Raw genomic sequence first — 11,593 nt, forward strand, 5'->3', positions numbered from 1 at the left:
AACCTCGTGAAGAAGGGATCGGTCGGTCAGTCAGCCAGTGCGGCAGCGGCCTGGCGCACGGCCGCGCGGTAGGTGTCCTTGTGCACGTAGTAGGCCATGCGCTCCAGCTGCAGGTACTTGAAGCCACCCGACAGGTCGGGCGGCGGCCCTTGCACCGCCGTGCGCAGCGCCGCCGCCTTGGGCGAGCCCGCGGCCTGCGCACGGAAGTAGCGCGCCAGCAGTTCGGCCTGCTCGTAGCGTCCCTGCCAGCCGATGCCGCTGGCCTCGATCATGCCGAGCACGCCCAGCGTCTCGAAGCGCGGCGAGAAGATGTTCAGGTACAGGCGCGGTGCCATGCCCTGCCAGTTGAGCAGCTCGCGGTCGATGAACGGATAGTGCAGCGCATAGCCCGTGGCCGTGAGGATCAGGTCGTAGTCGCGCGCGCTGCCGTCCTTGAAATGCACGGTGCGCCCGGCGAGCCGCGCGATGTCGGCGCGCACGCCGATGTCGCCGTGGCCCACGTGGTGCAGCACCAGCGAGTTCACCACCGGGTGCGACTCGTACATCTTGTAGTCGGGCTTGGGAAAGCCGAAGCGCACCGGGTCGCCGGTGAACCACTGCAGCACGGTGGCATCGACCTTCTGCTTGAGCCACGGCGGCAGCGGGCGCTTGCCGCCCAGCGTGTCGGCCGGCTTGCCGAACACGTACTTGGGCACGAAGTAGTAGCCGCGCCGCACCGAGATGTCGACGCTTTGCGCGTAGTGCACGGCATCGACCGCGATGTCGCAGCCCGAGTTGCCGGCGCCGACGATCAGCACGCGCTTGTCCTTGAACAGCTCCGCGTACTTGTAGCGGCTGGTGTGCAGCAGCTCGCCGTCGAAGTGGCCTTCGAACTGCGGGTGCTTGGGCTCGGAGAGCGTGCCGTTGGCGATCACCACGCCCTTGTACTCGTCGGTTTCCACGGTGCCATCGGGCGCCTCGACGCTCACGCGCCAGCGGGTGTCAGGCGCGTCGCTCACCGGCTCCACGCGCAGCACGCGCGTGCCGAAGCGAAAGTGCGCGCGCAAGCCGAAGCGGTCGGCAAAGTCACTGAAGTAGCGGCGCAGCTCGCGGTGGCTCGGGTAGTCGGCCACGGTGTCGGCCATCGGGAACTCGGCGAACTCGGTCGTGCGCTTGCTCGAGATCAGGTGGGCCGAGTGGTAGACCGTGGAGCGCGGGTTGTCGATGTCCCAGAGGCCGCCCACGTCGCTGTGCGCCTCGAAGCCCTGGAACGGAACGCCGAGCTTCTGCAGATTGCGGGCGCCCGCCAGGCCCGAGGGCCCGGCGCCGATGAGGGCGATCTGTTCGTGCGTGGGAACGGTGGCGGCGGCAGCGGAAGACGTCATCGGCGGGGAGGTTCTTTCTGGGAATTCAGACCGGGAATGGCGGTGGCGCCCGCCTCGCCCACGCGCGGCTTGCGCGGCTGGCCGCGCAGCAGGCGGTCATGCAGCGGCGCGGGCAACAGGCCCAGTGCTTTCGACAGCCAGCCGATGCGCCGCGGCAGCACGATCTTTTCGCGCCGGGCCGCCAGCCCCGCCAGCAGCTGGCGCGCCGCCGCGTCAGCCTCGAGCAGCCCCGGCATCGCGAAGCGATTGCCGGCCGTGAGCGCGGTCCGGATGTAGCCCGGGCTCACCGTGTGCACCGTGAGCCCCGTGCCGCGCAGTTCGGCGCGCAGGCTTTCGAGATAGCGGATCAGCCCGCCCTTGCTCGCGCAATAGGCCCCGTTGCCCGGCATGCCGCGCCAGCCCGCGATGCTGGCCACGCCGACGAGCGCGCCATGCCCCTGCGCGCGCATCGGTTGCACGAAAGGCTGGAAGGTGGTGGCCGCGCCGAGCAGGTTGATCTCGAGCATGCGGCGGAACACGGCCAGGTCGTCGGCCTCGGCGGTGTCGTAGCCGCCGGCCACGCCCGCGTTGGCGATCACGAGATCGGGCGGGCCGAAGCGCTGCATCCAGTCAGCCGCCATCGCCTGCATGGCGGGGCTGTCGGACACGTCGGGCGTGTAGGCCTTGCAGCGCCCTTCACCTTGGGCAGCGAGCGCCGCAAGGCGTTCGGTGTCGAGCCCCACCAGCGCCACGCGCGCACCGCCGTCGATCAGCGCACGCGCCAGCGCCTGCCCCAGGCCGCCGCAGGCACCGGTGAGAACGACATTGCGAAACGGCAAGAGCATGGGCAGGCAAGCGCGCAAGGCTGCGAGTGGCAAAACGCAGCCACTGTAGCCGCGCCCTGCCAGCGCACTCCCCAGCGTTTCCCCTTGCCCCGCGCCCTTGCGGGGCGTTCAGGCGGCTTCGGCGGCGGGAAATTGGATCTGGATCTTCACATCCGTGACGCGCCCGGCCGCAGCTTCTTCGAACGCGGTGATGCCGTCCTCGAACGCGAAGGTGCGTGAGATGAAGGGCTTCACGTCGACCTGCCCCGACGCGATGAGCGCCAGCGCGCGCGGGAAGATGTTGGCGTAGCGGAACACCGACTCGATGCGCGCCTCCTTCGCCTGGATCGCGACGATGTCGAAAGCCACCTTCGCGGCGGGTATGCCCACCAGCACGAGGCAGCCGCCGGGGCACAGCAGGTCGAACACGTTGTCGAAGGCGCGCGCGCTGCCGCTGGCTTCGAAGACCACGTTCGCGCCCCAGCCGTCGGTGAGGGCCTGCACGGTGTCGGCAAGGCTGGTGCTGCGCACGTCGACCGTCGTCACCGCCGGGTTGTGGGCGAACAGCGCCAGCTTCTCGGGCACGAGGTCGGCCAGGATCACGCGCGCCGCGCCGCCCGCGAGCGCGGCCAGCGCCGTCATCGCGCCGATGGTGCCGGCGCCGATGACCACCGCCACGTCGCCCGGCTTCAGCGCCGCCTTCTTCGCGGCCTGCAGGCCGATGGCCAGCGGCTCGACGATGGCGCCTTCACCGAAGCTCACGTTGTCGGGCAGGCGGAAGGTGAAGGCCGCCGGGTGCACCACGTAGGGCGTGAGGCAGCCGTGGATCGGCGGCGTGGCCCAGAAGCGCACAGCCGGGTCGAGGTTGTAGAAGCCTTCGCGCACGGCGCGCGAGTCCATGTCGGGAATGCCGGGCTCCATGCAGACGCGGTCGCCGGGCTTCAGGTGCGTGACCTCGGCGCCCACCTCGGCCACCACACCCGAAGCCTCATGACCGAGGATCATGGGCGCGTCGACGACGTACGGGCCGATGCCGCCGTGCTGGTAGTAATGAACATCGCTGCCGCACACGCCCACGGTGTGCATGCGGATCTTCACGTCGCGCGGGCCGACGTGCAGGGGCAACTCGACATCGCGCAGCGTGATCTCGTGCGCCTTTTCCAGAATCAGTGCTTTCATTGCATCTTTCTCAGAGGGTTGAAACGGGGCCACACACTCGGCGTCAGTGCAGCGCGGCGTCCGGACGCAGCAGCGAAGCGCCCGTCGCGACATCGAACAGGTGCACCTGCTGCGCATCGGCCACGAAGCGCAGCGGCTCGCCGAGCCGGGGGCCCGCGGCGGACGGCAGGAGCACGGCGATCTCTTCGCCGCCCTGCCCGACGCTCACCAGAACTTCGTTGCCGAGGTATTCGATGAGCTGGACCTCGCCGGCAAAGCCTTCGCCGTTCGCCCCGGCGGTGTCGAGGTGCAGGTGCGCCGGGCGCACGCCCAGCGTCACGCGCTCGCGGCCTTCGAGCGCGAAGCGGCGCGCATCCACGCGCACCGAGCCGCCGCCGCCACGCAGCTCGCACTGCCCGCCGTCCATGTGGTGCACCGCCATCTCCATCAGGTTCATCGGCGGCGTGCCGATGAAGCCGGCCACGAAGGCCGAGCGCGGGCGCTCGAAGATTTCCTGCGGCGTGCCGACCTGCTCGATGCGCCCGTCGCGCAGCAGCACGATGCGGTCGGCCAACGTCATGGCCTCGTGCTGGTCGTGCGTGACGTACACGGTGGTGGTCTTCAGCGTCTGGTGCAGCTTCGCGATCTCGATGCGCATGTGGTTGCGCAGCTTGGCGTCGAGGTTCGACAGCGGCTCGTCGAACAGGAACACCTTCGGCGTCTTGATCATGGCCCGCGCAATCGCCACGCGCTGCTGCTGGCCGCCCGACAGCTCGGTGGGCTTGCGCTGCAGGTAGCGCTCCAGGCCCAGCGTGTCCGACACCTCCTTGATGCGGCTGTCGATCTCGGCCTTGGGCACTTTCAGGCGCTTGAGCCCGAACGCGATGTTGTCGCGCACCGTCATGTGCGGGTACAGCGCGTAGTTCTGGAACACCATCGCGATGCCGCGCTCCTGCGGCGGCAGGTCGTTCACGCGCTGGCCACCGATGTGCAGGTCGCCGCCGCTGATGTCTTCCAGGCCCGCGAGCATGCGCAGGATGGTCGACTTGCCGCAGCCCGAGGGGCCGAGGAACACGACGAACTCGTTGTCGGCCACGTCGAGATCGAAGGCGTGGACGACCTGCGTTTCCCCGTAGTGCTTGATGAGGTGGTGACAGCGGATGGCAGACATTTTGGGTTCTGGAGAAAGGGAAGCGGCGCGGTTCATTCAGCCTCCCGCTTGCGCTTGAACGCGGCATTGAGAAAACCGCTGAGCACGCCCACCATGAGCAGCGGCGGCAGCGACAGCAAAATGACCGAGGCATTCAAGATGCCCCACGGCACGTCGCGCCCGAGCTGACTGAGTTCCGACGCCACGATGGGCAGCGTCTTGGCCTCGGAGGTGGTGAGCATCAGCGCGATGAGGAACTCGTTCCACACCAGCACGAAGCCGAAGGCGATGGCGCCCACCAGCGAGCGCGCGGCGATCGGCAGCGCGATGCGAAAGAAGATCGCGTAGGGCCCGTAGCCGTCGACGCGCCCCGCTTCTTCCACTTCCTTCGGCACCGCCTTGAAGGCCGGGATGGCGAGCCAGATCACGGTCGAGAGCGTGAGCAGCGTGTAGGTGGCGATGAGCGCCACGCGCGAGTCGTACAGCTCCAGTTGCAGCCAGATCACCATGAGCGGAATGGCCACCGCCACCGGCGGCAAAAAGCGCATCGACAGCACGAAGAACTGGATGTCGTTGCCCCAGCGCAGCGGGTAGCGCGCCAGCGCATAGGCGGCCGGCAGGCCCAGCACCGCGCCGATGATCACCGCCGCGCCCGCCACCACGATCGAGTTGACCAGCCCCGCGGCCACGGCCTCGCGGTTCAGCACGTACAGGTAGTTGTCGAGCGTGGGCGTGAAGAAGAACTTCGGCACGGCCGAGACGATGTCGACCCGGTTCTTGAACGAATTGAGAAAGGTCCACAGCACGGGCACGAGCGCCGAGAGCCCGGCCGCGATGAGCGCCAGCCGCGCCAGCAGCGTTCCGATGGCAAGCTTCTTCATGATGGCCTGGTCCATTTCCAGATGTAGGTGAACGCGACCGTGGAGGCGACCATCATCAGCACCGCCATGCTCGACGCGTACGAGATGCGGCCCGACTCGATGAAGCCCTGCGAAAAGGCGTACATGTCGAGCGTCTCGGTCGAGATGCCGGGGCCGCCGCGCGTCATCACGTAGATGAGGTCGAAGGCGCGCAGCGACTCCACCATCTTCACGAAGGCCAGGCTGATGAGCGGCGCCTTCAGCATCGGCAGCGCCACGTAGGCATACACCTCCCAGGCCTTCGCGTGGTCCAGCCGTGCGGCCTCGAAGGGCTGCGGCGGCAGGGTCTCGAGCAGCTTCAGCACGATGACCCCGAAGAACAGCCCCCACTGCCACACGTCGACGAAGGCCACCGTGAGCAGCGCCAGCACCGGGTCGGCGAACAGGTCCAGCGGCTTGCCGGTGATCGCCTTGTACGGCCACGTGATGAGGCCGAACAGCGGATGGAAGGCGAACTTCCAGACGAAGGCGGCCGACACGCGCGGCAGCAGCACCGGCACGATGAACAGCATCGACAGCACCTGGCGCCAGCGCGGCGTGGCGCAGCGGTGCATCAGCGTGCCCATGAGCACGGCCAGGGCCATGGTGGCGCTGACGGTCAGCACCTCCCACACCAGCGACACGCGCACCGAGTTCAGGAAGCGCCGGTCGGAGAACAGCTGCACGTAGTTGCTGAACCAGACCCAGCCGGTGTCGGCCTGGCCCAGCTCGCGGTCCTGCAGCGAGATGGCGATGGCGAACACGGTCGGCACCAGCGCCAGGACCGCCAGCACGAGCAGCCCCGGCCCGATGAACACGGCCGGCAGCCGTGTTTTGTGGGAACGCATGCTCACTTCTTGCGACGCGCGATCAGTTGCTTGGCGTAGGCGTCGAGTTCGTCGAGCCCGCCCTGGATGTCGGTGCGCGAGCCGGTGATCAGCTCTTCCAGAATGATCCCCCAGCGGTCGCCCAGGTCAGGCCAGGCCGGGTCTTGCCAGAAGTTCACGGCCGTGACCTTGCCGGTGTCGGCCAACGCCTTGCCCAGGTCGGCGCCATAGCGCTTGGCGAACTCGGGACTGCCGAGCACGCTGGTGCGGTTGAGCTCGCCGAACTGGCCTTGCGCCAGGCGGCGCTGTTCGTTCTCCTTGGACGTGGCCCAGGCGATGAACAGGCCCGCGCACTTCTTGGCCTCTTCGGTCTTGTTGGCGCGCGCGCCGATGGCCAGGCCATGGCCGTAGCCGCCGCCGGTGAGCGGCGCGGGCGGCACGGCGTAGGCGATCTTGCCGACCACGGTCGACATCTTCGGGTCGAGCGCGTTGCCCGCCAGCGGCGTCGATTCGACCAGGATCGCGACCTTGCCGGCCAGGAAGGCGCCGGTGGATTCGTCCCATCCGCCCGTCTTGGTGCCGGGCGCGGAGTACTTGAAGAGATCGAGGTAGGTCTGGGTTGCCTTCACGGCGGCGGGCGAGTTGAAGACCGGCTTGTCGCCGTCGAACCACTGGCCGCCGTAGCCGCGGAAGAACGGCATCCAGCGCCACACGTTGGCGCCCGAGCCGCGCTGGCCACGCAGTGCCACGCCGTAGACGCCGTTGGCCGGGTCGTTGAGCTTCTTCACGGCCGCCACGAACTCGTCGAGCGTGGCCGGCGGCTTGATGCCCGCCTTCTCGAGCAGGTCCTTGCGGTAGACCATGAGGTCGCCGCCGCCGGTGAGGGGCGCGAACCAGGCCTGGCCGGCAAAGGTCGCGACCTTCTGGCGGCCGGCGTCGAAGTCGGCGTAGTCGTAGCTGGCCGGGTAATACGGCGTGAGCGGCACGATCCACTTCGACTGGACGAACTGCGCGACGTTGGCCTCGTCGACGTAGTACACGTGGTACTTGCCGACCGTGGACGCATCGGCGCGCGACTTGGCGCGGCGGTCGTTCTCGTTGAGGTTGTCGATGCTGAACGAGGCGCCGCTCAGGCGCTTGAACTCGTCCTTGGATTTCTCGAGCAGCGTCAGGCCTTCGCGCGGCTGCGACAGGACGCGCACGTCCTCCTTGCAGACCTGCGCCAGCGCGGCGGGCGCCAGCGTGGCCAGCGCGAGCGCGAGGCCGGCCAGACGGTGGGAATGCGGAATCGGCATGCTTGTCTCCTTCGTTGTTCGTGCAAATTGCCGGCGAAATGCCGGCAAATGCAACGAGACGAAGGTTAGGAGGCCGATCCGAAGGGCCTCCTACATGCCCACCGGACACCTGATACTTTGCTGCCAAGCCGTCTCGGGGTTTAGCCCAAGAGGCAAGTGCGTATCAGTCGCCCATCAGGCAGCGAGTGGCGTGTGCTGCGCGCTGCGCAGGCCGAAACGCTCCTGCGCCTGCTGCCGGTAGGCCGAGGGCGTCATGCCCTTGAGCTGCAGGAAGCGGCGGTTGAAGTTCGCGAGGTTCGAGAAGCCGACCTCGTAGCAGATGTCGCTCACCAGCCGGTCGGACACCTGCAGCATCTCGCAGGCCTTGGTGATGCGCAGCCGCGTGACGAAGTCGGTGAAAGTGCTGCCCATGTGCTTGTGGAAGTAGCGCGAGAAGCTGCTCTCGGCCATGTTGGCGACGCCGCACACGGTGGGCAGCGAGAGCTCTTCGGCCAGATGGGCATGCAGGTAGTCGAGCACGCGGCGCATGCGGGTGTTGGCCGTGGGGTCCTCGTCGCTCGGGTCGGCGTTGCTCGAGATCTGGCGCCAGTCGCTCCAGCTCGCGAGCTCGTGCAGCAGGCCGATGAACTCCGACAGCCGCGCCATGCCCTTTTGCTTCTGCACGCGCCCGAAGCGCTCGCGCACGAGGTCGCCGATGCCGAAGAACTCGATGCCCAGCTTGGCACGGTCGAGCATCGGCAGCACCGTCTCCAGCTCGGGGAACAGGTCGACGCCCTGGCGCAGGGGGGCGTCGCGGAAATGGATCACCATGCTGCGGTCGGCCACGCCCTCGGGCGGCACGTCGTGCGAGATCCAGGTGTGGGGCAGCCGCGCACCCACCAGGGCGACATAGCCGGGCTCGAAGCGGCCGATGTGATTGCCGACGAAGGCGTCACCGCTGGTGCGGTTGATGCACTGCAGCTCGTACTCGTCGTGGTAGTGCCAGCAGTCGAAGGGCCAGGGCACGCCGTGCTGCAGGCAGCGCACCGAACTGCTGCCCGCCGGCTCGAAGCCCAGGCGCGGGTCACGCAAGAGTTCGTGTTCGAGGGCCGGCTTGCGTACGGCGCTGTGTTTGCTCATGTCCTGTCCCCCTGTCCTTGAATGGAGGGGTCGTCGAGCCAGCGCCGTTGCGAGCGGCAGGGCCTGTCAGGCGCCCGCCACCTTCATGCGGTTGACCAGGATCGACCCCGTGGTTTTTGCGCCGAAAGTGTAAGCATCTGCGCCAATCGCTTCAATTCCCATCAACATCTGACGCAAATTGCCGGCAATCGTGATTTCCTGCACCGGATAGGCGATGCGGCCGTTTTCCACCCAGAAACCGCTGGCGCCGCGCGAATAGTCGCCTGTCACGTAGTTGACGCCCTGCCCCATCAGCTCGATCACGAACAGGCCGGTGCCGAGCTTGGCGAGCATGGCGTCGAGGTCGTCGCCGTGCTTCGTGAGGCGCGAGCTCAGCGTCAGGTTGTGCGAGCCGCCGGCGTTGCCGGTGGTCTTCATGCCCAGCTTGCGCGCCGAGTAGGTCGAGAGAAAGTAGCCTTCGAGGCGGCCGGCATCGACCACCTTGCGGGCGCGGGTGATCACGCCTTCGTCGTCGAAGGGCGAGCTGCCCTTGCCGCGCAGCACGTGCGGGTCTTCGGCAATGTCGACGTGCTTGGGCAGCACGGGCTTGCCCAGCGAGTCGAGCAGGAAGGTGCTCTTGCGGTACAGCGCCCCGCCGCTCACGGCCTGCACCAGCCCGCCCAGCAGGCCCACGGCCAGCGGCGACTCGAACAGCACCGGGCATTCGGTGGTCTTGATCTTGCGCGACTTGAGGCGACTGAGCGCGCGCTCGGCGGCATAGCGGCCCACGGCCTGCGGGCTGGCGAGTTCGTCGGCCGAGCGCATCGAGCTGTACCAGGCGTCGCGCTGCATGCCGTCGCCCTTGCCGGCGATGGGCGCCACCGAGATCGAGTGCCGCGAGCTGGCGTAGCCGCCGCGGAAGCCGTGCGTGTGGGCGCTGAAGAAGTGGCTCTGCTGCGCCGAGACGCCGGCGCCTTCGCTGTTGGTGATGCGCTTGTCGGTCGACAGCGCCGCCGCCTCGCATTCCAGCGCCATGGCCGCGGCCTGTTCGCTGGTCACGTCCCAGGGGTGGAACAGGTCGAGCTCGGGGTGGTCCTTGGAAATGTCTGCCTCGTCGGGCAGGCCGCTCACCGGGTCTTCGGCCGTGAAGCGGGCGATGTCGTAGGCGGCCGCGGCGGTCTGCTGGATGGCCGCCTCGGAAAAGTCGGAGGTGCTGGCGTTGCCGCGGCGGTGGCCCACGTAGACCGTGATGCCCAGCGACTTGTCGCGGTTGCGCTCGACGTTCTCGAGTTCGCCCTTGCGCACCGAGACGCTCAGGCCGCAGCCCTCGGAGGCCTCGGCGCCGGCGTCGGTGGCCCCGAGCTTTTTGGCGTGGGCCAGGGCCGAATCGACCAGGTTTTCGAAGAAGGAGCGGCTGTAGGCGAAGCCGGAATCGGCGCGCGAGGAGGATGTCGTCATGTGGTGGCTATGATACTTGCGCCCCCTGTTTCACGTTTTCCCTTCCGCGCCCCCTGTGCGCGTTGCAGCGCCGCACGGCGCGGCCCAGAATCCACCCCATGTCCCGCAAACCCAAAAAAGGCTATTTCGTCCGTGGCCACTTCGTTGCCGAAGGCAGCGAACTCGACCTGGAGCTCAAGCGCGAGCTCAAGGGCGGCACCGACGAAGCCAGCCGCACCGAACTCAAGCGCGAGAGCGCCGAACTGCAGAAACTGGGCGAAGAACTGCTCACCCTGCGCGCCGGCCTGTTCGACGCCCTCCCGCTGAGCGAGAAACTGGTCGACGCCATCGCCGAGGCGAAACGCATCACCAATTTCGAGGGCAAGCGCCGCCAGATGCAGTTCATCGGCAAGCTCATGCGCGCCCTCGACCCCGAGGTGCTCGAGGCCGTGAAGCTGGCGCTGACCGAGCAGAACACCGTGCCGGCCGCCGAAGCCGCTGCGCTGCACGAGGCCGAACGCTGGCGCGAACGCCTCATCGCCGACGACGACGCCCTCGGCGGCTGGATCGAAACCCACCCCGCCACCGACTCCCAGCAGCTGCGCGCCCTCGTGCGCCAGGCCCGCAAGGACCTGAAGTCCGGCCCCGCCGGCGAAGCACCGCGCCAGGGCAAGGCCTACCGCGAGATCTTCCAGCTCGTGCGCGCGCAACTCGCGGTGCATGGCGGCGACGATCACGCCGAAGCGGCTGCGGCGCAAGACCGGGAAGAAGACGCATGAGCGAAGGCTTCGATTCGGTGCGCATCGGCATCGTCTCCATCAGCGACCGCGCCTCCAGTGGCACCTACGAAGACAAGGGCCTGCCCGCGCTCAAGGACTGGCTGGGCCGCGCGCTGAAGAACCCCCTCGCGTTCGAAGCCCGCCTGATCCCCGACGAGACTGCGCGCATCAGCGCCACGCTCATCGAGCTGGTCGATGCCGGCTGTTCGCTGGTGCTCACCACCGGCGGCACCGGCCCCGCGCTGCGCGACGTCACGCCCGAGGCCACGCTGGCCGTGGCCCACAAGGAAATGCCCGGCTTCGGCGAGCAGATGCGCCAGATCAGCCTGCGCTTCGTGCCGACCGCCATCCTCTCGCGGCAGGTGGCCGTCATCCGCGACCAGAGCCTCATCATCAACCTGCCGGGCCAGCCCAAGTCGATCGCCGAGACGCTCGAAGGGCTGAAGGACGCCGACGGCACGCAGCTCGTGCCCGGCATCTTCGCCGCCGTGCCCTACTGCATCGACCTCATCGGCGGGCCCTACCTCGAGACCGACGACACGGTCTGCAAGGCCTTCCGGCCCAAGTCGGCGATCCGCGCCGCGCGCTAGGGCCTGTTCACCCTATTTCTGGCGTCGCGAAGGTCTGCCACGGCGGGCCAATCAAGGCGCGTGACGCCGCGTGTGCATGCGCACACGCAAGGAGCGCAACGCCGAGTGGCCCGCCGTGGCAGACCTTCCCTTCGGGTTGGCTGGCAAAGGGGTCGTCTGCGGCGTTGCCCGCGCTTGCAAGGCTTCAGCCTTG

The 11,593-nt window shown here is 68.2% G+C and carries 11 protein-coding genes; 2 read left to right on the forward strand and 9 right to left on the reverse strand.

The window, feature by feature from the left end:
• Positions 1 to 26: 26 nt before the first annotated feature.
• The 9 genes from AC07OX_RS06150 to pmbA all read right to left on the reverse strand — a co-directional run bounded on the left by AC07OX_RS06150 (position 27) and on the right by pmbA (position 10,052).
• Entirely contained in the window at positions 27 to 1,364 is a 1,338-nt protein-coding gene (locus AC07OX_RS06150; RefSeq protein WP_495260251.1) for a flavin-containing monooxygenase, read from the reverse strand.
• Complete coding sequence (locus tag AC07OX_RS06155) at positions 1,361 to 2,188, reverse strand: SDR family oxidoreductase (RefSeq protein WP_495260252.1); 828 nt, start codon at positions 2,186 to 2,188, stop codon at positions 1,361 to 1,363. The genes AC07OX_RS06150 and AC07OX_RS06155 overlap by 4 nt, the downstream gene beginning before the upstream one ends.
• Before the next feature lie 108 nt (positions 2,189 to 2,296).
• Positions 2,297 to 3,346: an NAD(P)-dependent alcohol dehydrogenase gene (locus AC07OX_RS06160; RefSeq protein ID WP_495260253.1), complete on the reverse strand. Its 1,050-nt coding sequence runs from the start codon at positions 3,344 to 3,346 to the stop codon at positions 2,297 to 2,299.
• Positions 3,347 to 3,389: 43 nt separating this feature from the next.
• Positions 3,390 to 4,496, reverse strand: a complete 1,107-nt coding sequence (locus AC07OX_RS06165; protein WP_495260254.1) for an ABC transporter ATP-binding protein — start codon at positions 4,494 to 4,496, stop codon at positions 3,390 to 3,392.
• A gap of 32 nt (positions 4,497 to 4,528) precedes the next feature.
• Positions 4,529 to 5,341: a carbohydrate ABC transporter permease gene (locus tag AC07OX_RS06170; RefSeq protein ID WP_206167906.1), complete on the reverse strand. Its 813-nt coding sequence runs from the start codon at positions 5,339 to 5,341 to the stop codon at positions 4,529 to 4,531.
• A gap of 11 nt (positions 5,342 to 5,352) precedes the next feature.
• Positions 5,353 to 6,222, reverse strand: coding sequence for a carbohydrate ABC transporter permease (locus AC07OX_RS06175; protein ID WP_495260255.1), 870 nt, complete (start codon positions 6,220 to 6,222; stop codon positions 5,353 to 5,355).
• A gap of 2 nt (positions 6,223 to 6,224) precedes the next feature.
• Positions 6,225 to 7,496, reverse strand: coding sequence for an ABC transporter substrate-binding protein (locus AC07OX_RS06180; RefSeq protein ID WP_495260256.1), 1,272 nt, complete (start codon positions 7,494 to 7,496; stop codon positions 6,225 to 6,227).
• A gap of 174 nt (positions 7,497 to 7,670) precedes the next feature.
• Entirely contained in the window at positions 7,671 to 8,615 is a 945-nt protein-coding gene (locus AC07OX_RS06185; protein WP_070063149.1) for a helix-turn-helix domain-containing protein, read from the reverse strand.
• Positions 8,616 to 8,681: 66 nt separating this feature from the next.
• Positions 8,682 to 10,052 carry a metalloprotease PmbA gene (gene pmbA / locus AC07OX_RS06190; protein WP_495260257.1) on the reverse strand — a complete coding sequence of 457 codons (1,371 nt, stop codon included), beginning with the start codon at positions 10,050 to 10,052 and terminating at the stop codon, positions 8,682 to 8,684.
• A gap of 98 nt (positions 10,053 to 10,150) precedes the next feature.
• Here pmbA and yjgA point away from each other — a divergent pair, with 98 nt between their 5' ends.
• Positions 10,151 to 10,810 carry a ribosome biogenesis factor YjgA gene (gene yjgA / locus AC07OX_RS06195; protein WP_495260258.1) on the forward strand — a complete coding sequence of 220 codons (660 nt, stop codon included), beginning with the start codon at positions 10,151 to 10,153 and terminating at the stop codon, positions 10,808 to 10,810.
• Positions 10,807 to 11,400, forward strand: a complete 594-nt coding sequence (gene mog, locus AC07OX_RS06200) for a molybdopterin adenylyltransferase (protein WP_495260259.1) — start codon at positions 10,807 to 10,809, stop codon at positions 11,398 to 11,400. The genes yjgA and mog overlap by 4 nt, the downstream gene beginning before the upstream one ends.
• The last annotated feature ends 193 nt before the right edge of the window (positions 11,401 to 11,593 follow it).

The sequence above is a fragment of the Variovorax sp. GW821-FHT09D07 genome, assembly GCF_059416345.1.

Coding starts and splice junctions, on each gene's coding strand:
- AC07OX_RS06150 (WP_495260251.1), bottom strand. CDS start 1,364: ATGACGTCTTCCGCTGCCGCCGCCACCGTTCCCACGCACGAACAGATC.
- AC07OX_RS06155 (WP_495260252.1), bottom strand. CDS start 2,188: ATGCTCTTGCCGTTTCGCAATGTCGTTCTCACCGGTGCCTGCGGCGGC.
- AC07OX_RS06160 (WP_495260253.1), bottom strand. CDS start 3,346: ATGAAAGCACTGATTCTGGAAAAGGCGCACGAGATCACGCTGCGCGAT.
- AC07OX_RS06165 (WP_495260254.1), bottom strand. CDS start 4,496: ATGTCTGCCATCCGCTGTCACCACCTCATCAAGCACTACGGGGAAACG.
- AC07OX_RS06175 (WP_495260255.1), bottom strand. CDS start 6,222: ATGCGTTCCCACAAAACACGGCTGCCGGCCGTGTTCATCGGGCCGGGG.
- AC07OX_RS06180 (WP_495260256.1), bottom strand. CDS start 7,496: ATGCCGATTCCGCATTCCCACCGTCTGGCCGGCCTCGCGCTCGCGCTG.
- AC07OX_RS06185 (WP_070063149.1), bottom strand. CDS start 8,615: ATGAGCAAACACAGCGCCGTACGCAAGCCGGCCCTCGAACACGAACTC.
- pmbA (WP_495260257.1), bottom strand. CDS start 10,052: ATGACGACATCCTCCTCGCGCGCCGATTCCGGCTTCGCCTACAGCCGC.
- yjgA (WP_495260258.1), top strand. CDS start 10,151: ATGTCCCGCAAACCCAAAAAAGGCTATTTCGTCCGTGGCCACTTCGTT.
- mog (WP_495260259.1), top strand. CDS start 10,807: ATGAGCGAAGGCTTCGATTCGGTGCGCATCGGCATCGTCTCCATCAGC.